Source organism: Curtobacterium sp. ABR8 (genome assembly GCF_057812125.1).
The window spans coordinates 2,491,861-2,511,433 of sequence record NZ_CM173818.1 but is presented as its reverse complement, the minus strand read 5'-3'; the positions used below and the strand labels follow the sequence as shown (position 1 = coordinate 2,511,433).

The window sequence follows — 19,573 nt, the reverse complement described above, 5'->3', positions numbered from 1 at the left end:
CGCCCCGGCCCGGACCGGTATCGTCGCTGCCATGGCACAGATCGCGGTGGTCCCCGGCTCCTTCGACCCCGTCACGCTCGGGCACCTCGACGTCATCGGCCGCGCTGCCGGGCTGTTCGACGAGGTGCACGTGCTCGTGGTGCACAACCCGGACAAGAAGCCCGCGATGTTCGAGGCGGTCGACCGCGTCCGCCTCATCGAGGAGTCCCTGGTCGAGGTCGGCACGCCGGGTACCGTCCGTGTCGGGGAGTGGACCTCCGGGCTCCTCGTCGACTACTGCCGGCAGGTCGGGGCGAAGGTGCTCGTCAAGGGCGTGCGGTCCGGCGAGGACGTCGCGTACGAGACCCCGATGGCCATCATGAACCGGCACCTCGCCGACGTCGAGACCGTGTTCCTGCTGCCCGACGCCTCGCGCTCCCACGTGTCGAGCTCGCTCATCCGCCAGGTCTCGTCGCTCGGCGGCGACGTCACCCCCTACGTCCCGAAGGCCGTGGCCACGGCCCTCGCCGCTCGCTGAGCCGAGCCGGAACCGCCGGAGCTGCGCGCCGAGCCGGATGCCCGGTCGTCCGACGCGCGGACACACCCCCGCCCGCCTCGACTCTCGGCCCCGTTCACGCTAGGGTTGACGATCGTGTCTTCCCACGTGAACAGCCCCTACGCCCTGCGCGTGCGCGACCTGGCGCACCGTCCGGGCGAGATGCGCGAGCACTCGCTCGACATCGCGGTGCCGGACGCGCTGGGTGCCGGTGTCATCGCGGTGCGCGAAGGTGCTCCGCTGCACATCGACCTGCGGCTCGAGGGCCTGCACGAGGGTGTCCTCGTGTCCGGTCACGCTTCGGCCGACGCGACGGGGGAGTGCTCGCGCTGCCTCATCGACATCAGCGAGCCCGTCGAGGTCGATTTCGCCGAGCTGTTCGCGTATGATGCCTCGGAGGATTTCGACTTCTTCGTTCGTGATGACCACGTGGACTGCGAACAGGTCGTTCGAGATGCGGTGGTGCTGGCGCTGCCGTTCCAGCCGGTCTGCCGACCGGACTGCCCAGGCCTCGACCCGGTGACGGGCGAGCGACTGGCCGACCTCGATGAGCAGCCCGTTCACGAGACCCTGGACCCGCGCTGGGCAGCCCTGACCGGAATCCAGCTCGAAGCCGCCGAGCGTGCCGCCCACGGCGACACCACCGACACGAAGACCACCGAGGGCGAGGAGCGGGCCGAGGCCGAGTAGGCCCCGACACCGCCAGCCCCCGTTCCGACCACCGACCAACCGAAAGAGATTCACCATGGCCGTTCCCAAGCGCAAGCAGTCCCGTGCGAACACGCACGCCCGTCGTTCGCAGTGGAAGGCCACGCCGATCCAGCTCGTCAAGACGATCGAGAACGGTCAGGTCACCTACAGCCTCCCGCACCGCGCGAAGGTCGTCGAGGACTCGGCCGGCACCCCCCTGTACATGGAGTACAAGGGCCGCAAGGTCGCCGACGTCTGATCGGACCGAACGCATGACGACGACGTCCGGCGCCACGGGGTCCCGCCCCGTGGGGCCGGACGTCGTTCGTCTGCAGGGCCAGCTCGGGGTCGACATCGACCTCGAGCTGCTCCAGCTCGCCCTGACCCACCGCTCGTACGCCTACGAGCACGGGGGCATCAAGCACAACGAGCGCCTCGAGTTCCTCGGCGACTCGATCCTCGGCCAGGCCGTGACCGTGAAGCTCTACCGGTCCTTCCCCGACCTCGACGAGGGTGACCTCGCGAAGCGTCGCGCCAGCCTCGTGTCGACGGTCGCGCTGGCCGAGATCGCCCGCATGATCGGGCTCGGCCAGTACCTGCGCCTCGGCAAGGGCGAGGAGCAGACCGGCGGCCGCGACAAGTCGTCGATCCTCGCCGACACCGTCGAGGCCGTCATCGGCGCCACCTACCTGTCCGCGGGCCCCGACCCGGCGACCGACCTGGTGCTCCGCCTGGTCGAACCGCTGATGATCGACCCGGACCGCTTCGGCGCCGCCATGGACCCGAAGACGAGCCTGCAGGAGCTCGCGTCGAGCCTGTCGCTCGGCAACCCGGCGTACCGCGTCACCGAGACCGGCCCGGACCACGACAAGACCTTCAGCGCGACCGTCGTCCTGCAGGGCGAGGACGTCGCCGTCGGGACCGGCTCGAGCAAGAAGGCCGCCGAGATGTCCGCGGCGCTCGACGCCTGGACCCGGCTGTCCGGCCGAGCGGCCTGACGACGTGCCCGAACTCCCCGAGGTCGAGGTCGTCCGCGCCGGCCTCGAACCCGCGGTCAGTGGCGCGCGGGTGCTGCACGTCGACGTCGTCGACGAGCGGGCACTCACCCGCCACGACGGCCCGGCCGAGGACTTCGCCGACCGCCTGACCGGCCGCACCATCGCCGCCGCGGTCCGTCGGGGCAAGTTCCTCTGGATGCCGTTGCAGCCGGAGCACGAGGGCGACCGGCCGGAGGCACTCGTCGCCCACCTCGGCATGAGCGGCCAGATCCTGCTCGGCCGCGGTCGACCGGCGGCGAAGCACCGACGGATCCGCATCGACGTGCAACCCGTCGGCACCGACCGCGACGGCACCGCCGAACCCGCGGTGGAGCTCGAGTTCGTCGACCAGCGCACCTTCGGCTCGATGGCGATCGACGCGATGGTGCCGACGGTGGACGGCGCCCCGGCCGGGTTCGCCGGACACGTCGACGCGTCGGACCCCGATGCGGTGTGGCGTCGGAGCGTGCCGCAGCAGGTGTCGCACATCGCCCGCGACCCGCTCGACCCCGCGTTCGACGACGACCGCTTCACCGCCATCGCCCGGAAGCGCTCGAGCGGCATCAAGCGGGTCCTGCTCGACCAGGGCGTCGTGAGCGGCATCGGGAACATCTACGCCGACGAGTCCCTCTGGGCCGCGAAGCTGCACTACGACCGGTCGGCGGAGCGGTTGACCCGTGCCGACCTCGCACGCCTGCTGCACGAGGTGCGCAGTGTCCTCCGGCGCGCGCTCGAGGACGGCGGGACGAGCTTCGACGCCCAGTACGTCAACGTCAACGGGCAGTCCGGGTACTTCTCGCAGCGGCTGAACGTGTACGGCCAGCAGGGGAAGCCCTGCCCGCGCTGCGGCACGACGATCGTGCGCGAGGCCTTCATGAACCGGTCGAGCCACATCTGCCCCGTGTGCCAACCGCGCCCCCGCGCCCGGACGCGTTAGCCTGACGCCCAGCAGCACAGCCCAGCAGCGGCCCCGCCGCAGCACGCGTGAGCACACCCGGAGACCGCATGTACTTGAAGAGCCTGACCATCAAGGGGTTCAAGTCCTTCGCGCAGCCGACGACGTTCGCGTTCGAGCCGGGCGTCACGTGCATCGTCGGCCCGAACGGCTCCGGCAAGTCCAACGTGGTCGACGCCCTGGCCTGGGTGATGGGGGAGCAGGGGGCGAAGACCCTGCGCGGCGGCAAGATGGAGGACGTCATCTTCGCGGGGACCTCGACCCGTGGTCCGCTCGGTCGCGCCCAGGTGCTGCTGACGATCGACAACAGCGACGGCCTGCTGCCGATCGAGTACTCCGAGGTGACGATCGCCCGCACGCTGTTCCGCAACGGCGGCAGTGAGTACGCCATCAACGGCGAGAACTGCCGACTGCTCGACGTGCAGGAGCTGCTGAGCGACACGGGCCTCGGCCGCGAGATGCACGTGATCGTCGGGCAGGGGCAGCTCGACAAGGTCCTGCACGCCACCCCGGAGGACCGCCGGGGCTTCATCGAGGAAGCCGCCGGCATCCTGAAGCACCGTCGCCGCAAGGAGAAGACCCTCCGCAAGCTCGACGCGATGCAGACCAACCTGACCCGCCTGTCCGACCTCGCCGGTGAGATCCGCCGCCAGCTGAAGCCGCTGGGACGCCAGGCCGAGGTCGCCCGCAAGGCGCAGTCCGTCGCCGCCGTCGCGCGGGACGCCAAGGCCCGCATCCTCGCCGACGACGTGGTCCGGCTGCGCCGCGAACTGCACGACCACCAGGAGGTCGAGGCGGGGCGCAAGTCCGAGCGCATCGTCCTGACCGAACGGCTCGACCAGACCCGGGTCCGCCAGCAGCACGTCGAGCAGAGCATGGTCGGCGACGACGTCGACCGCGCCCGGACGGTGGTGCACCGCCTGGAGAGCGTGCAGGAGCGGCTGCGCGGGCTGTCCAGCCTGGCGAACCAGCGGCTGATGTTCCTGGCGCAGCAGGCCGACGCCCCGCAGCAGGGACCCTCGATCACCCCGGAGCGGGTGGCGGGCGTCCGCGCCGAGGCCGACCGGCTCGCTGCCCGCGCCGACCAGATGCAGGGCGGCTCCGCCGAGACCGCCCGCGCGGTGCAGGACGCCCGTGACGCGCTCGACGCCCTCGACGAACGCATCGCCGCGCAGGCCGCACGTGTGTCGCAGCACGACCTCGAGGCGCAGCGACTCGCGAACGCCGTCGACGTCGCCCGGTCGAAGCGCGGGTCCACGGTGGCGGACCGCGAGCGTCGACAGCGAGCCCTCGCCGAGGCCGGCGAACGCGCCGAGCGGGCGACCGCAGCCCTCGCCGAGCTCGGCACCGATCCGTCCGAGGGCGTCGACGACGAAGCCCTCGCCACCACGCTCCAGGCGGCTCGTGAGCAACTGGAGGCCGCGCAGGCAGCCCGCGACGAGCAGCGCGACCGCCTGCACGCCCTCGAGCGGGAGCGGGACGCCCTCGACGCTCGGGTCGCGGCGCTCGGCATGTCGATCGACGTCCGGGACGGTTCCCAGGCGCTCATCGACGCCGGACGCGCGGGCATCGTCGGTCGTCTCGCGGATGCGCTGACGGTGACGCCCGGGTTCGAGGGCGCCGTCGCGATCGCCCTCGACGGCCTCGCCGACGCCGTCCTCGCCGACGACCGGACCGTCGCGCTCGACGCGGTCGCGCACGCCAGGTCCGCAGACATCGGCCGCATCGACGTCGTCGTCGCGGACGCGCAGGACGGTCCCTCCGACCTGCCGGCGCGGTTGCCCGCGGGCGTCCGTCGAGCGGTCGACGTGGTGCAGGGCCCGCCCGCCCTCGCCGCGATCCTGCGGAACACCCTGATCGCGGACACCGCCGAGCGCGCCGACGAGGACCGCGACGAGCACGCGGACACGGTCGACCTGGAGGCCGTGCTCGCCGCCGCCCCGCAGGCGACGGTCGTCACCCGGTCCGGTGACCTCGTCCGCGCCGTCCGCCTGACCGGGGGCGGGGAGCGTGTGACCTCGCGGATCGAGCTCGTCGCGGAGCGCGACGACGCCGTGATGCGACGCGACGCCATCGCGACGGACGCCGAGGACGCAGCCACGGGCCTCCAGGCCGCACGCACCGCCGTCGAGGACGCACGCCGCCGCGCGGACGAGGCCGACGCGGCGTCCCGCGCGCACGCCAAGGCGACGGCCGAGTACGACCGGGCCAGCGCCTCGACGCGGGCGAAGGCCGAGAACGCGGCGGCCGAGGTGGAGCGCCTGCGTGCCGCCCTCGCCGAGACCGACGGTGCCGTCGAGGCCGTCGACGCCGCCCTGGCGGAGGCCGAGGCGGCGCACCGGGCGTTCACCGAGCAGGAGCGGCCCGTCGTCGACGCCTCCGAGCGTCCGGGGCTGCAGGACGCGCTCGAGGCCGCACGTGCCGCCGAGGTCGAGCAGCGCATCCAGGTGCAGACCGTGCGCGAGCGCGTCCGCGCCGAACGACACCGTGCCGACCAGCTCGAACGCCAGCTCGAGGCCGAGCGTGCGGCGGCGGAGGAGGCAGCCCGTCGTGCGGTCATCCGTCGCGGGCAGATCGAGACCGCCGAAGCCGTGCTCGCCGACCTGCCGGGTGTGCTCGGTGCCGTCGACCGTTCCCTGGCCGAGGCGCGCGTGCAGCTCGCGACCGAGGAGTCCGAGCGGTCCAAGCGCAACACCGAGCTGCAGGCGATCCGGAACGAGGAGCGCGAACTCCGCGACCGGTTGCAGACCATCACCGACGGCGTGCACTCGCTCGAGATGGAGATCTACGAGAAGAAGCTGCACGTGTCGGGTGTCCTCGACCGCGCCCTGAGCGACCTCGGGCTGACCGAGGCCGTACTCGTCGCCGAGTACGGGCCGACCGTGCCGGTGCCGGTCGACGTGCTGGTGGACCCGCGGGTCCTCGCGCGGAAGCACCGCGACGCCGAGCGCGCAGCAGCTGCGGAAGCGTCCGAGCAGCCCCTCGACGCAGCCGGAGAGGAAGTCGACGTCGATGCCGACGCCGACCTCGACACCAGCCCCGGGGACGACACCGTCGCGCTCGTCGAGCTTGCGTCCACCCTGCCCGGCGGCCCCGCCCTGCCCGAGTTCGACGTCACCGACGAGGTCGACCCCGACGACGTCGAGACCGTGCCCTACGTCCGCGCCGAGCAGGAGCGCCGCCTGCAGGCCGCCGAGCGCGACCTCGGTCGGCTCGGCAAGGTGAACCCGCTCGCCCTCGAGGAGTTCCAGGCCCTCGAGCAGCGGCACGCCTTCCTCGCCGAGCAGCTCGAGGACCTGCAGAAGACCCGCACCGACCTGATGACGATCATCGACGAGCTCGACACGAAGATGCAGACGATCTTCGAGTCGGCCTTCAACGACACGAAGGACGCCTTCGACGTCATCTTCCCGATCCTGTTCCCGGGCGGCTCGGGCTCGATCAACCTCACCGACCCGACCGATCTGCTCGGCACCGGGATCGACGTGCAGGTGAAGCCCGCCGGCAAGAAGATCGACCGCCTGACACTGCTGTCCGGCGGCGAGCGGTCCCTGGCAGCGGTGGCGCTGCTCGTCGCGATCTTCACCGCGCGGCCGTCGCCGTTCTACATCATGGACGAGGTCGAGGCCGCCCTCGACGACGCGAACCTCGGTCGGCTGCTGACGGTGTTCGAGCGGCTCCGCGAGTCGTCGCAGCTCATCGTCATCACGCACCAGAAGCGCACGATGGAGATCGCCGATGCCCTGTACGGGGTGTCGATGCGGCAGGACGGCGTGTCCGCCGTCGTCGGCCAGCGGGTGCAGAAGCGCGAGCCCGCCGACGCGGTCGCGTAGCAGGCTGGCTGGTTGCGGTCCGCGCCGCGAAAGCGACAGATCTCCGCTAACAGTTCGCGGCAGTCTGTCGCTTTCGCGGCTCCAGTCGCGACCACGGACGGACGGGAGGCCCGGTGCCAGCTGGCACCGGGCCTCCCGTCCGTCAGGTGGTGACGCTTACTCCGCGTCGGCCGCGACCGACTCCTTCGGCTCGCCCGTCGGGGTGAGCCCGCGCTCCTGGCGCTTCTTCGAGACGACCAGCGAGGCCGTCGTCGCGACCGCGATGGTCAGCATGATGAAGCCCAGCGAGAACCAGATCGGGATCTCGGGCGCCCACTCGATGTGCTCGCCGCCGTTGATGAACGGCAGCTCGTTGACGTGCATGGCGTGGAAGACGAGCTTCACACCGATGAAGCCGAGGATGACCGCGAGGCCCTGGCCCAGGTAGATCAGGCGCTCCAGCAGGCCGGCGATCAGGAAGTACAGCTGGCGCAGCCCGAGCAGCGAGAACGCGTTCGCGGTGAACACGATGAAGGCGTCCTGGGTGAGCCCGAAGATCGCGGGGATCGAGTCGAGCGCGAACAGCACGTCGGTCAGACCGATCGCGACCATGACGAGCAGCATCGGGGTGAACAGGCGCTTGCCGTCGACCTTGGTGGTCAGGCGGTCGCCGTCGTAGTGGTCCGAGGTCGGGATGATGCGCTTGAGGATGCGGATCAGGCGCGAGTCGCCCTCGTCGCCGCCGTGGTCGTTGCCGCTGCGGGCCTGCGACCAGGCGAGCCAGAACAGCAGCGCGCCGAACAGGTAGAACACCCACGAGAAGTTCTCGATGATCGTGACGCCGAGGGCGATGAAGATGCCGCGCGCGACGAGGGCGATCGCGACACCGACCAGCAGGACCTTCTGCTGGAACTCCTTCGGCACCGCGAAGCTCGTCATGATGATGAGGAAGACGAACAGGTTGTCGACCGACAGCGCCTTCTCGGTCAGCCACCCGGCGAAGTACTCACCGCCGGCCTGTCCGCCGCCGAAGACCAGGATGCCGAACCCGAACAGGATCGCGAGCCCGATGTAGAACACGGACCAGAACGCGGATTCGCGGATGTGCGGCACGTGCGGGGTGCGCACGTGCGAGTAGAAGTCGAACACCAGCAGGGCGAGGATGCCTGCGATGGTGAGGAGCCAGACGAAGAGTGGGACGTCCACGGTTTCCTTCAGGTAGGGCGTGCCGCTGATGTACGGGTACGCCGAGGCCTGAAGGTCTCTTCCGCCGCACGGCACCGGAACCGGTGCTGCACGACCGGCGCCCCGGGTCCGGATCGTTCCGGGCCGTACTGACGGGGTCACCGAGAGGGAATACTCCCCTTCGTGAGAACGAGCATACCGGGCACAGCGGACATGCGCCGCGCTCTAAGCTGGGAGCATGGCGAGTTCCTGGTCACTGTCCACACGGCTGCGCGGCCTCTTCCAGCGCAAGACGATCGACGAGACCACGTGGGAGGACCTCGAGACCGCGCTCATCGGCGCCGACTTCGGCCCGGACATCTCCGAGGCGATCATCGAGGACCTGCACGCGCGCGTCGACCGCTACGGCACGACCGACCCGGCCGACCTGCAGCGCATGCTGCGCGAGGTGCTCGAGGAACGGCTGTCGAAGCTCGACACCACGCTCAAGCTCAGCGCCCGACCGGCCGTCGTGCTCGTCGTCGGCGTGAACGGCGTCGGCAAGACCACGACGATCGGAAAGTTCGCCAAGTTCCTGAAGACCTACGACCGCACGGTCCTCGTCGGTGCGGCCGACACCTTCCGCGCCGCAGCGGTCGAGCAGGTCGCGACCTGGGCCGAGCGTGCCGGCGTCGACGTCGTCCGCCCCTCGCAGCCCGGGCAGGACCCGGCCTCGGTGGCGTACCAGACCGTCGAGAAGGCGATCCGCGACAACACCGAGATCGTGGTCATCGACACCGCCGGCCGCCTGCACACGAAGGCGGGCCTGATGGACGAGCTCACGAAGATCAAGCGCGTCGTCGAGAAGCAGACCGAGATCAGCGAGGTGCTGCTCGTCCTCGACGCCACGACCGGGCAGAACGGCCTGGCCCAGGCGCAGGCGTTCATCGAGGGCGCCGGGGTCACGGGCCTCGTCATCACCAAGCTCGACGGCTCCGCGAAGGCCGGGTTCGTCCTCAGCGTGCAGGAGAAGACGGGCATCCCGATCAAGCTCATCGGGCAGGGCGAGGGCATCAACGACCTGACCGGTTTCACCCCGCACGTGTTCGTGCAGAACCTCGTCGGCTGATTCCGGGTACCGTCTCCGCAGTACAGGGATCGTCCAGGTACACCGGAAGGAGCCCCTCAATGCCAGCACTCCTGATCATCGCGATCATCGTCGGCCTCGTCCTGCTCTTCAGCGGCATCTTCGTCGGTGCGCTGAAGTTCCTGTTGTGGGTCGGGATCGTCCTCATCCTCCTGGCCGTCATCGGCTGGCTCCTCAGGAGCATCCGCGGGCGCGCATAGCGCACCGGACGCCCTGAACGGGCGGATGAACGAACGGGAGGCACGGTGCCAGCTGGCACCGTGCCTCCCGTCTGTCCGTGGTCGCGACCAGTGCCGCGAACGCGACAGATCTCCGGCAACTGTCGGCGGAGATCTGCCGCTTTCGCGATGGGGGCAGCGGCTTCAGACCGCCTGGCGACCGGGCGCCGCATCCAGCAGGTGCGACAGGTGCTCGGGAACCGAGCCGCCGCGCGCGACCGTGGCCCGCGCCCACAGGCGTCCGGCGCGGTACGAGGACCGGACGAGCGGGCCGGCGAGCACTCCGGCGAAGCCCATCTCCTCGGCGACCTCACGCAGGGCGACGAACTCCTCCGGTTGCACCCAGCGCGCCACCGGCAGGTGCCTCGGCGACGGGCGGAGGTACTGGGTGAGCGTGATGATGTCCGTGCCGGCGTCGAACAGGCGCTGCAGCGCGTCCTCGATCTCGAGGCGCTCCTCGCCCATGCCGAGGATGAGGTTCGACTTCGTGACCAGCCCGGCGTCGCGGCCCTGCGTGATGACGTCGAGGGAGCGTTCGAACGTGAACGCCGGCCGGATCCGCTTGAAGATCCGCGGGACGGTCTCGACGTTGTGCGCGAAGACCTCGGGGCGGGCGTCGAACACCTGGCCGAGCTGGTCCGGGCGACCGTTGAAGTCCGGCACGAGGATCTCGACGCCGGTGCCGGGGGAGTGCTCGTGGATCTGGCGGATGGTCTCGGCGTAGAGCCAGGCACCCCCGTCGGGCAGGTCGTCGCGAGCGACGCCGGTCACGGTGGCGTACTTCAGGCCCATCGACACGACCGAGTCGGCGACCCGTCGGGGCTCGTCGCGGTCGAGCGGCTCGGGCTTGCCGGTGTCGATCTGGCAGAAGTCGCACCGGCGGGTGCACTGCGAGCCGCCGATCAGGAAGGTGGCTTCACGGTCCTCCCAGCACTCGAAGATGTTCGGGCAGCCGGCCTCCTGGCAGACGGTGTGCAGCTGCTTGTCCTTGACCAGGGCGGACAGCTCGCGGAACTCCGGGCCCTGGGTGGCGCGGGTCTTGATCCACCCGGGCTTCGTCTCGATCGGGGTCTCGGCGTTGCGGGCCTCGACGCGGAGCATCCGGCGGCCTTCGGGGGCGAGGGTCATACGAGGGTCTCCTGTCGAGCGATGCGCTCGCCGCGGCGCATGCCGTCGACGGCGTCCTGGATGCGGCGTGCGACCACGGGGGCGAGTTCGTCGACGGTGACCGGTCTGCCCGCGGCGGCGCTCAGGGTGGTGACGCCGGCGTCGGCGATGCCACACGGGATGATCGCGGCGTAGGCGTCGAGGGTGTTCGTGCAGTTGATCGCGATGCCGTGGGTCGTCACGCCCTCGGCGACGTGCAGGCCGATGGCGCCGACCTTGGCGGGTGGAGTGCCGTCCGCTCCGCGGACCCAGGCGCCGCTCCGGCCGTCGACCCGCTCGGCGTGCACCCCCAGGGAGGCCGCAGCGTCGACGATGACCTGCTCGAGGTCGCGCACCCACGCCACGACGTCGATCGGTGCGGCCAGTCGGACGATCGGGTAGGCCACGAGCTGCCCGGGGCCGTGCCAGGTGATGCGTCCGCCGCGGTCGACGTCGACCACCGGGGCACCGTTCGTCGGCAGGTCGGACGGCTCGGTGCGCCGGCCGGCGGTGTACACGGACGGGTGCTCGCACAGCACGAGGGCCCCGGGGGAGCGGCCGGCGACGACGTCGGCGTGGAGGTCCCGCTGCAGCGCGAGGCCTTCGGCGTAGTCGAGCAGCCCGGCGGGCCGCACGATCTCGAGTTCCGGCATGCGAGGGAGCCTACGACGGTTTCTGGACGGAGTACAACAACGCGCTCGACCTTGACCTGAACCGTGGTTGAGGGCTTCGGATGGCGGACATGGAGATCCGCCAGGCACAGCTCGCCACCCGCTCGCTCGACGGCACCGCCCGGTTCTGGGAGCGGCTCGGTTGCCCGGTCGACCGCACCGACGGAGTCGTCGAGGTCGTGGTGGGGTCGACGCGGCTCCTGTTCCGGGAACTGCCGGAGATGACCGGTGCGCTGCACCTCGCGATCACGATCCCGGCGGGCACGTTCGACGTGGCTGCCGCGTGGATCGCCGGGATCGCGACGGTGCTGGTCGACGCCGACGGCCGTGACGAGTTCGACGGACCGCCGAACTGGAACTCGCGATCGGTGTACTTCGAGGGTCCGGACCAGCAGCTGCTCGAGCTGATCGAGCGGCGGGACCTCGCCGCGTCCACGCCCGCGTCCGCCGTTCCGCTCGTCTCGGTCAGCGAGGTCGGCATCGCCGTGCCCGACGTCCTCGGTGCCGTCGAGACACTGCGCCGCGCCGGACTCGAGCCCTACGCGAACCCAGCAGGCGAGGGCTTCGCCGCGGTCGGTGACGTCGACGGCCTCGTCATCCTGGTGTCGCCGGAGCGGCGCTGGTTCCCGACCGCTGACCGCCTGCCGTCGACCGCCCCGGTGGTCCTCGACGTCGGGCTGGACACCCCGGTCGAGCTCACGCCCGGCGTGCTGCTGCGCTGACCGACCGGGAACCGCGCCCCGAGCCTTGTAGAATCGACGGATCATGGCGCAATTCGGTTCACTCTCCGATCGGCTGACCGAGACCTTCCGCAATCTGCGGAGCAAGGGTCGGCTGACTCCGTCCGACGTCGACGGCACCGTCCGCGAGATCCGGCGGGCGCTCCTCGACGCCGACGTCGCGCTCGAGGTCGTCAAGGCGTTCACCGCTTCCGTGCGCGAGCGTGCCCTCTCCGACGAGGTCAACCGCGCGCTGAACCCGGCGCAGCAGGTCGTCCAGATCGTCAACGAGGAACTCGTCGGCATCCTGGGCGGGCAGCAGCGTCGCCTCGAGTTCGCGAAGAAGCCGCCGACGGTCATCATGCTCGCGGGTCTGCAGGGTGCCGGTAAGACCACCCTCGCCGGCAAGCTCGGCAAGTGGCTCAAGAAGGACGGCCACACCCCCATGCTCGTCGCGGCGGACCTCCAGCGTCCGAACGCCGTGCAGCAGCTGCAGGTCGTCGGCGAACAGGCCGGCGTCCACGTCTTCGCGCCGGAGCCCGGCAACGGCGTCGGTGACCCGGTCAAGGTCGCCAAGAACGCCATCAAGGCCGCGGTCGACCAGCAGTACGACACCGTCATCGTGGACACCGCCGGTCGTCTCGGTGTCGATGCCGAGCTGATGAAGCAGGCCGCGAACATCCGCAAGGCCGTCGACCCCGACGAGGTCCTGTTCGTCATCGACGCGATGATCGGTCAGGACGCCGTCGTCACGGCTCGCGCGTTCCAGGAAGGCGTCGACTTCACCGGTGTCGTGCTGTCGAAGCTCGACGGTGACGCCCGCGGTGGTGCGGCACTCTCGGTGGCCAGCGTCACGGGCCGCCCGATCATGTTCGCGTCCACCGGCGAAGGCCTCGACGACTTCGAGCCGTTCCACCCGGACCGCATGGCGAGCCGCATCCTCGACCTCGGCGACATCATGTCGCTCATCGAGCAGGCCCAGTCGGCGTTCGACGAAGAAGAAGCCCGCGCGGTCGCCGAGAAGATCGCGTCCGACTCGTTCACGTTGAACGACTTCCTGCAGCAGATGCAGCAGCTCCGCAAGGCCGGCTCGATCAAGGGCATGCTCGGCATGCTCCCCGGCGCCAAGGGCATGCGCGAGGCGCTCGACAACTTCGACGAGCGCGAGATCGTCCGTACCGAGGCGATCATCCAGTCGATGACGCCGAAGGAGCGCGAACTGCCGAAGCTCCTGAACGGCTCGCGTCGTCTGCGGATCGCCAAGGGTGCCGGCTCCACGGTCACCGAGGTCAACGCCCTCGTGAACCGCTTCGAGCAGGCCGCCAAGATGATGAAGACCGTCGCCCGCGGTGGTGTGCCGCAGATGCCGGGCATGGGTCCGATCCCGGGCATGCACGGCGGCAAGAAGCAGCAGCAGGGCGGTAAGAAGAAGTCGAAGGTCGGCAACCCGGCCAAGCGCGCAGCGATCGCCGCCGGTGCGGCCGCTGCGCCGCAGCAGGCGCCGAAGGGCTCCGGCCTCGGCCTCGGCGGGGCCGCCAAGGGCGGCAAGGTGCCGACCGAGGAAGAGCTCGCGAGTCTGCAGAAGTTCCTGGGGCGCTAGTCGCGACCGCTGACGGACGGGAGGCCCGGTGCCAGCTGGCACCGGGCCTCCCGTCCGTCTGCGCGCACGTCGCGACGTTCCTTCCCAGAACGGGCGCGATGGCAGGCGGAATCGGGCGTACCGGGTCGGAAGAAACGACCAGGTACGCCCGATTCGACCAGCTACGCGGAACGGCCCGGGGTCACAGTGACTCGCGGAACTCCGTCACCAGGTGGCGGACGACCTCGCGCAGGTCCCCGCCGTGCTCCTGCGCGACCCGGAGCTGCCGCTGGTACGACGCCCCGTTCGCGATCATCGTGTCGAGGTGGTGCAACTCCTGCTGGCAACCGAGCCGTTCGGCCACCGGGTCGAGCCGCTGCACCAGGTCGTGCACCTCGTCGGTCACGAGCCGCTCGTCGCCGGCGGCGTTCGTGATGATCTCGGCCTCCATGCCGTAGCGGGCGGCGCGCCACTTGTTCTCGCGGATGAACCAGGGCTGCATCGTCGGCAGGGTCTCACCGGCGTCGAGCCGGTCGGACATCGTGGTGACCAGGCACTGCACGAGTGCCGTCACGGCACCGACCTCGTGCAGGGTCGAGATGCCGTCCGACACCCGGTTCTCGAGCGTGCCCCACTTCGGCGACGGGCGGATGTCCCAGCGCAGGTCCTTCACGCTGTCGATGACGCCGGTGTGGGTGAGGTCGCTCACCACCTCTTCGAAGTTCGCCCAGGCCCCGAGCGCCGGCGGCAGTCCACCGGTGGGGAGTTGCTGGAACATCAGCGCGCGGTTCGAGGCGTAGCCGGTGTCGATGCCGGCCCAGAACGGGCTGGACGCCGTGAAGGCCTGCAGGTGCGGGACGTACGCGAGCATCGCGCCGAGGATCGGCAGGGCCTTGTCGCGGTCGTCGATGCCGACGTGCACGTGGACGCCCCAGATGAGCATCTGCCGCCCCCACCAGCGCGTCCGGTCGATCAGGGTCGTGTAGTGCTCGCTGTCCGGGGTGATCTCCTGCTGGTCCCACACCGCGAACGGATGCGTCCCGGAGCACATGACCTGGGCGTCGAGCGGCTCGGCTGCGTCGATGACCTCGCCGATGATGCCCGACAGCTCGCTCGTGGCGTCGCCGACCCGGGAGTGCACGCTGGAGACGACCTCGACGGTGTTCGTCAGGAGTTCCTCGGTCACCCGCTCGCGGTCGCCGATCCGTTCGTGCACGGCCGCGATGACGGCAGGGGCACGGGGCGTGAGGTCGCCGGTCGACAGGTCGACCAGCGGGAGTTCCCACTCGACGCCGATGGTCGACGGAGGGGACTCGGTGAAGCGGATGTCCATGCTGTACATCCTGCCCGGAAGGTTGTCGGACACGCACAACGAAGCACCGTTCGGGTCGTGCGGATCCGATTCACAGTAGTTCCACACCGGGCGTACTTTGGAAGGGATCACCCAGGAAGAGGTACACATGCAGTTGGTCGTGCGCGGCACGTCCGCACCACTCGTCGGGGAGCTCGACGTCCCCGTCTCGAAGTACCACGCGCACCGCGCCCTGGTGCTCGCGTCGCTGGCGAAGGGCACGAGCATCGTCTCCGGCATCAGCGCCACCCGCCAGGTCGAGTGGACCGTCGGGACGCTCCGTGCCCTCGGCGTCGACGTCAAGCGTCGCGGGAACGAGTACCACGTCACCGGGCTGGGCGGCCGGTACGCGGCCACCGACGTCGTCGACCACGGGTCCCGCGGTGCCGACGGCATCCTGAACATGGGGTCGTCCGGCACCACGCTCTACTTCATGACGGGTCTGGCGTCACTCGCCGACAAGCCGATGACGCTCGCGGGCATGAAGTACTTCCAGCGGCGGCCCATCAAGGCGCTGCTGACGTCGCTGACCCAGATGGGCGTCGAGCTCGAGGCGACGAACGACTGCCCGCCCGTCACCGTGCAGCCGAAGCGCCCCCGCGGCGGCGACGTCACGATCGCCGGCACCCTGTCGCAGTGGGTCTCCGGCCTGCTGCTGGTGGCCCCGTTCGCCGAGCAGGAGACCCGGATCCACATCACCGGCGGCCGGCTGAACGAGCAGCCCTACGTCGAGCTCACCGTGCGCATGATGCGGCAGTTCGGACTGACCGTCGAGGTCTCCGACGACTGGCTCGAGTACCGGATCCCGGCGAACCAGCAGGCCACCCCGCACGACTACGTCATCCCGCCGGACATCGGTTCTGCCGCGTTCGGCATCGCCGCTGCGGGCATCCGCGAGTCGAACCTGCTCCTGCGCGGCATGACGGCCTTCACCACCGCCGAGACCGACCACCCGGAGAGCGAGTTCCTCGACCTCGCGACGGCGATGGGCGTCCCGATGCGGATCGACGAGGAGACCGGGTTCGTGCGCATCGAGCACGACGGCTCCCCGCTCCGACCGCTCGACATCGACTGCCAGCCGATCCCCGACCTGCTGCCGGTCCTGTCGACGATGGCCACCTTCGCCGAGGGCACCACCCGGCTCTGGAACGTCGCGCACATCCGGTTGAAGGAGTCCGACCGCGTCGCGGCCATGCTGCAGCTCAACCGCATGGGTGGTCGGGCCGAGCAGGGCGCGGACGAGCTCCGCGTCACCGGTGTCGGCGCCGAGGGACTGCACGGCGCGCAGATGTCGTCGTTCAACGACCACCGCGTGCTCATGTCGCTGGCCGTCGCGGCCTCGAAGGCGCGCGGCACCTCGGGGCTGACCTACCCGCGGGCCTACCGGATCTCCTACCCGACGTTCCTCGAGGCGATGAACTCCGTCGGCCTCGACATGGAGGTCGGCGACGCCCTCGCCGCGCAGATCGCCCGTGACGACCGGGCCGACGCGGCCGAGGCCGCCGAGATGGCCGATGCACGCACCGACCTCGGCGAGCGCACCGATGGCGAGCGCGCCGACGGCGAGCGCACCGACCTCGGCGAGCAGCAGGCGGTCCAGCCCACGAGCACGGAACCGCCCGAGCTCGCCGGCATCGACGCCGACCCCCTGGTGCTGAGCGAGAAGGTTCGAGCGCTCGCCACCAGTGACCCCGACGGCCTCGCCGTCATCGAGGTCGGGGGAGCAGCCCCCGTGAACACCACGTGGCGCGAGCTGCAGGACGAGGCCGACAAGGTCTCCGCGCTCCTGCTCGAACTCGGGGTCCGCACGGGCGAGTCGGTCGCCATGCAGCTGCCGAACTGGCGCGAGTTCGTGTCCATCACGCTCGGGGCGATCCAGATCGGCGCCGTCGCGACGCCGATCATGCCGGTGTTCGGCCCGCGCGAGACGACGATGACGCTCGCCCGGTCGCGTGCGCGGGTGGTGTTCCTGCCGAACGTCTTCCGCAAGCGCCGTCCGGCGCTCGAGCTCCTCGACGTCATCGACGAGGCGAAGGCCCAGCAGCGCCGGCTGTCGGTCGAGCACGTCATCGTGCTCCGGTCCGAGGCGCGCGGGCAGGTCGACGCCCCGACGAACCAGCCGCCGCTGCCCGCCGACGCCCTGGACCGGGTGGCGGCGAGCGACTGGCACTGGCGGTACTTCGACAACGCGCTCGACGCGGTGCACGTCGACGTCGACGAGATCACGTCGCGTGCGCCGGGCCCCGACGACGTGTGCCAGCTGCTCTTCACCTCGGGCACGACGGGGGAGCCGAAGGGCGTGCAACACCCGCACCGCACCCTCGGTCTGGCCACGGCGATGCACGTCGCGCAGTCCGGCCTGACGAGCGCGGACCGGATCTACATCCCGTCGCCGCTCGCACACCAGACCGGGTTCCTGTACGGCATGCTGCTGGCGTTCCGGCTCGGTGCGCCGCAGGTCATCCAGCCCGTGTGGGACGGCACGGTCGCGCTCGAGCAGGCGTTCGGCGTCGCGAAGGCGTCGTTCGTGCAGTGCGCGACCCCGTTCCTGACCGACCTCGTCGACCTGGTCGAAGCCGGTGCCGCCCAGCCCGAGTCGCTGCGGATCTTCGTGCCGACCGGTGCCGCCGTGCCGCGGGCGCTTGCCCAGCGGGCCGCGACGGTGCTCGGCACGGCGATCCTCGGCGCGTTCGGCACGAGCGAGACGTGCCTCGGCGCCCTGTCCAGTCCGAGCGACGACCCGGCTGCCGCGTACGGGAACGACGGCCGTGCGTTGCCGGGCATCCGGATCCGGATCGTCGACGACGAGGGCCACGAGCTCCCCGCCGACACCGAGGGCAACTTCGAGCTGCACTCGCCGACCATGTTCGACGGGTACCTCGACCGCCAGGACCTGACCGACGACGTCTTCACCGAGGACGGCTGGTACCGGACCGGCGACCTGGCGAAGGTCGACGCGAACGGCTTCCTGTCGATCACCGGTCGCGTCAAGGACGTCATCAACCGCGGTGGCGAGAAGATCCCGGTCGTCGAGATCGAGAACCTGCTCTACCAGCACCCGCTGGTCACCGACGTGGCGATCGTCGCCATGCCGGACGCCCGACTCGGTGAGCGTGCCTGCGCGTTCGTCGTGCCGGCCGCCGGCGCCGAGCAGCTCGACTTCCCGTCGATGCAGCAGGCACTCGACAAGGCGGGCGTGAGCAAGTACTACTGGCCGGAGCGGCTCGAGTACATCGACGAACTGCCGCGCAACGCGGTCGGCAAGGTCCAGAAGAACACCCTGCGCGAGCAGGCAGCCGCGCTCGTCGCGACGAAGGAGAACGAGACACGATGACGATCGTCGAGCAGACGAGCACCGGCTTCGACGAAGCCGCCTTCCAGCAGCTCAAGGCCGAGGTCACCGAGTGGGTCCGCGGCCGTGGTGAGGAGTGGGCCGAGGAGATCGAGCGCACCGGCCAGGTCGCCCCCGAGCTCTTCCAGGAGCTCAAGGACAAGGGGTGGCTGTCGCTCGCGGCGCCGACCGAGCTCGGCGGACGGGCCATCCCGTTCTCGCGCTACCTGGAGATCATGGAGATCGTGTCGCGTTCGCACGCGTCGATCCGCATGCTCGTGCACGTCATCAACGGGACGTGGCGCGCGATGGCCCCCTACGCGACGCCGGAGCAGATCGAGCAGGTCGTCAAGCCGTCCGTCGCCGGCGACACGCTCGTCGCGTTCACCCTGACCGAGGCCACCGCGGGCACCGGCGCGGACATCCGGACCACCGTCCGCCGCGAGGGCGACACCTACGTGATGAACGGCGAGAAGCACCTCATCACGTTCGGCGTCAAGGCCGACTACTGGCTCATCGCCGCCCGCCTGGAGGGCACCACCGGTCAGGACGGCACGGTCGCGTTCCTCATGCCGAACAGCGGGCTGCCGGGTGCCGAGGTGATCGACGACTCCGACACCATGGGCATCCGCGGCACCGACCACGCGATCCTGCGCTTCAGCGACGTGCCCGTGCCGGCCAGTGCGCTGCTCGGCGCCGAGGGCCAGGGGCTCGAGGTCGCGCTCGGCGGCTTCCTGCTGCCGAGTCGTGTGTCCGTCGCGATGAGCGCCGTCGGACTCGCCGAGCGGGCGAACGAGCTCGCCGTCGAGTACGCCAACAAGCGCGAGACCTTCGGCAAGCAGCTCTCCAGCCGCCAGGCGATCCAGTTCTACCTGGCCGAGAACTACGCCGACATCGCCGCCGCCCGCGCCCTGGTGCTCGAGGCCGCCCGCGCCTACGAAGAGGACCGTCCCGACGCCGGCACGCTGTCCAGCGCCTCGAAGATGGTCGCCGTCGACATGCTCGCCCGCGTCACCGACAAGGCCCTGCAGGTGCACGGCGGCCAGGGCTACTGGAAGCGCAACGCGATCGAGCGCGTCTACCGCGACGCGCGCGCGCAGCGCTTCGAAGAGGGCACCAACGAGATCCAGAAGCTGGTCGTCGGCCGCGCCGTCGTCACCGGCACGGCTGGGTTCTAGACCACCACCACCCACCGGACGGGAGGCCCGTGGCGGGACC

16 protein-coding genes are annotated in these 19,573 nt (G+C 70.6%); 12 read left to right on the top strand and 4 right to left on the bottom strand.

The annotated features are described in order from the left end of the window. Window positions 1-31 precede the first annotated feature (31 nt). The 6 genes from coaD to ACXKZB_RS11925 all read left to right on the top strand — a co-directional run bounded on the left by coaD (window position 32) and on the right by ACXKZB_RS11925 (window position 7,050). Window positions 32-517, top strand: coding sequence for a pantetheine-phosphate adenylyltransferase (gene coaD, locus ACXKZB_RS11950; RefSeq protein WP_123312272.1), 486 nt, complete (start codon window positions 32-34; stop codon window positions 515-517). A 126-nt stretch (window positions 518-643) separates the two neighbouring features. Next, on the top strand, window positions 644-1,225 hold the full coding sequence (locus ACXKZB_RS11945; RefSeq protein ID WP_222661379.1) for a YceD family protein: 582 nt from the start codon (window positions 644-646) through the stop codon (window positions 1,223-1,225). A 55-nt stretch (window positions 1,226-1,280) separates the two neighbouring features. After that, the gene (rpmF, locus tag ACXKZB_RS11940) at window positions 1,281-1,484 is read left to right on the top strand and encodes a 50S ribosomal protein L32 (protein WP_017888273.1); all 204 of its coding nucleotides are present in this window, start codon (window positions 1,281-1,283) and stop codon (window positions 1,482-1,484) included. A 13-nt stretch (window positions 1,485-1,497) separates the two neighbouring features. Then, the gene (gene rnc / locus ACXKZB_RS11935) at window positions 1,498-2,223 is read left to right on the top strand and encodes a ribonuclease III (protein WP_488823259.1); all 726 of its coding nucleotides are present in this window, start codon (window positions 1,498-1,500) and stop codon (window positions 2,221-2,223) included. Between the two features lie 4 nt (window positions 2,224-2,227). After that, window positions 2,228-3,199: a bifunctional DNA-formamidopyrimidine glycosylase/DNA-(apurinic or apyrimidinic site) lyase gene (gene mutM, locus ACXKZB_RS11930; RefSeq protein WP_123312274.1), complete on the top strand. Its 972-nt coding sequence runs from the start codon at window positions 2,228-2,230 to the stop codon at window positions 3,197-3,199. A 68-nt stretch (window positions 3,200-3,267) separates the two neighbouring features. Further along, window positions 3,268-7,050, top strand: a complete 3,783-nt coding sequence (locus tag ACXKZB_RS11925) for an AAA family ATPase (RefSeq protein ID WP_488823258.1) — start codon at window positions 3,268-3,270, stop codon at window positions 7,048-7,050. Between the two features lie 156 nt (window positions 7,051-7,206). Here ACXKZB_RS11925 and ACXKZB_RS11920 read toward each other — a convergent pair whose 3' ends face one another. Then, entirely contained in the window at window positions 7,207-8,235 is a 1,029-nt protein-coding gene (locus ACXKZB_RS11920) for a TerC family protein (RefSeq protein ID WP_123312276.1), read from the bottom strand. A gap of 217 nt (window positions 8,236-8,452) precedes the next feature. Between ACXKZB_RS11920 and ftsY the strand changes: the two genes are divergently transcribed. Further along, the gene (gene ftsY, locus ACXKZB_RS11915; protein WP_222657936.1) at window positions 8,453-9,322 is read left to right on the top strand and encodes a signal recognition particle-docking protein FtsY; all 870 of its coding nucleotides are present in this window, start codon (window positions 8,453-8,455) and stop codon (window positions 9,320-9,322) included. Between the two features lie 59 nt (window positions 9,323-9,381). Continuing rightward, window positions 9,382-9,540: a DUF4175 domain-containing protein gene (locus ACXKZB_RS11910; protein ID WP_137767577.1), complete on the top strand. Its 159-nt coding sequence runs from the start codon at window positions 9,382-9,384 to the stop codon at window positions 9,538-9,540. A 162-nt stretch (window positions 9,541-9,702) separates the two neighbouring features. On the opposite strand, the gene lipA is transcribed toward ACXKZB_RS11910, so the two are convergent. Continuing rightward, the gene (gene lipA / locus ACXKZB_RS11905) at window positions 9,703-10,686 is read right to left on the bottom strand and encodes a lipoyl synthase (protein WP_488823257.1); all 984 of its coding nucleotides are present in this window, start codon (window positions 10,684-10,686) and stop codon (window positions 9,703-9,705) included. Then, a complete protein-coding gene (gene lipB, locus ACXKZB_RS11900; protein WP_488823256.1) occupies window positions 10,683-11,357 on the bottom strand; it encodes a lipoyl(octanoyl) transferase LipB in 675 nt (224 codons plus the stop codon). Before lipB ends, lipA begins: the two co-directional genes overlap by 4 nt. Before the next feature lie 89 nt (window positions 11,358-11,446). Between lipB and ACXKZB_RS11895 the strand changes: the two genes are divergently transcribed. Beyond that, entirely contained in the window at window positions 11,447-12,097 is a 651-nt protein-coding gene (locus ACXKZB_RS11895; RefSeq protein WP_488823255.1) for a VOC family protein, read from the top strand. A 43-nt stretch (window positions 12,098-12,140) separates the two neighbouring features. After that, complete coding sequence (gene ffh, locus ACXKZB_RS11890; protein WP_488823254.1) at window positions 12,141-13,694, top strand: signal recognition particle protein; 1,554 nt, start codon at window positions 12,141-12,143, stop codon at window positions 13,692-13,694. A gap of 181 nt (window positions 13,695-13,875) precedes the next feature. Here ffh and ACXKZB_RS11885 read toward each other — a convergent pair whose 3' ends face one another. Then, complete coding sequence (locus tag ACXKZB_RS11885; RefSeq protein ID WP_185021391.1) at window positions 13,876-15,015, bottom strand: glutamate--cysteine ligase; 1,140 nt, start codon at window positions 15,013-15,015, stop codon at window positions 13,876-13,878. A 118-nt stretch (window positions 15,016-15,133) separates the two neighbouring features. On the opposite strand from ACXKZB_RS11885, the gene aroA reads away from it, so the two are divergent. Together aroA and ACXKZB_RS11875 are read left to right on the top strand one after the other, a co-directional pair. Further along, window positions 15,134-18,358 carry a 3-phosphoshikimate 1-carboxyvinyltransferase gene (aroA, locus tag ACXKZB_RS11880; protein WP_488823253.1) on the top strand — a complete coding sequence of 1,075 codons (3,225 nt, stop codon included), beginning with the start codon at window positions 15,134-15,136 and terminating at the stop codon, window positions 18,356-18,358. Continuing rightward, a complete protein-coding gene (locus ACXKZB_RS11875) occupies window positions 18,355-19,533 on the top strand; it encodes an acyl-CoA dehydrogenase family protein (RefSeq protein WP_488823252.1) in 1,179 nt (392 codons plus the stop codon). Before aroA ends, ACXKZB_RS11875 begins: the two co-directional genes overlap by 4 nt. Window positions 19,534-19,573: the final 40 nt, after the last annotated feature.

What these genes read in the sequence shown, in the direction of transcription:
- ffh (WP_488823254.1), top strand. Translation starts at nt 12,141, where the DNA reads ATGGCGCAATTCGGTTCACTCTCCGATCGGCTGACCGAGACCTTCCGC.
- rnc (WP_488823259.1), top strand. Translation starts at nt 1,498, where the DNA reads ATGACGACGACGTCCGGCGCCACGGGGTCCCGCCCCGTGGGGCCGGAC.
- aroA (WP_488823253.1), top strand. Translation starts at nt 15,134, where the DNA reads ATGCAGTTGGTCGTGCGCGGCACGTCCGCACCACTCGTCGGGGAGCTC.
- ACXKZB_RS11895 (WP_488823255.1), top strand. Translation starts at nt 11,447, where the DNA reads ATGGAGATCCGCCAGGCACAGCTCGCCACCCGCTCGCTCGACGGCACC.
- lipB (WP_488823256.1), bottom strand. Translation starts at nt 11,357, where the DNA reads ATGCCGGAACTCGAGATCGTGCGGCCCGCCGGGCTGCTCGACTACGCC.
- ACXKZB_RS11875 (WP_488823252.1), top strand. Translation starts at nt 18,355, where the DNA reads ATGACGATCGTCGAGCAGACGAGCACCGGCTTCGACGAAGCCGCCTTC.
- coaD (WP_123312272.1), top strand. Translation starts at nt 32, where the DNA reads ATGGCACAGATCGCGGTGGTCCCCGGCTCCTTCGACCCCGTCACGCTC.
- ACXKZB_RS11885 (WP_185021391.1), bottom strand. Translation starts at nt 15,015, where the DNA reads ATGTACAGCATGGACATCCGCTTCACCGAGTCCCCTCCGTCGACCATC.
- ACXKZB_RS11910 (WP_137767577.1), top strand. Translation starts at nt 9,382, where the DNA reads ATGCCAGCACTCCTGATCATCGCGATCATCGTCGGCCTCGTCCTGCTC.
- rpmF (WP_017888273.1), top strand. Translation starts at nt 1,281, where the DNA reads ATGGCCGTTCCCAAGCGCAAGCAGTCCCGTGCGAACACGCACGCCCGT.
- ACXKZB_RS11925 (WP_488823258.1), top strand. Translation starts at nt 3,268, where the DNA reads ATGTACTTGAAGAGCCTGACCATCAAGGGGTTCAAGTCCTTCGCGCAG.
- lipA (WP_488823257.1), bottom strand. Translation starts at nt 10,686, where the DNA reads ATGACCCTCGCCCCCGAAGGCCGCCGGATGCTCCGCGTCGAGGCCCGC.
- ftsY (WP_222657936.1), top strand. Translation starts at nt 8,453, where the DNA reads ATGGCGAGTTCCTGGTCACTGTCCACACGGCTGCGCGGCCTCTTCCAG.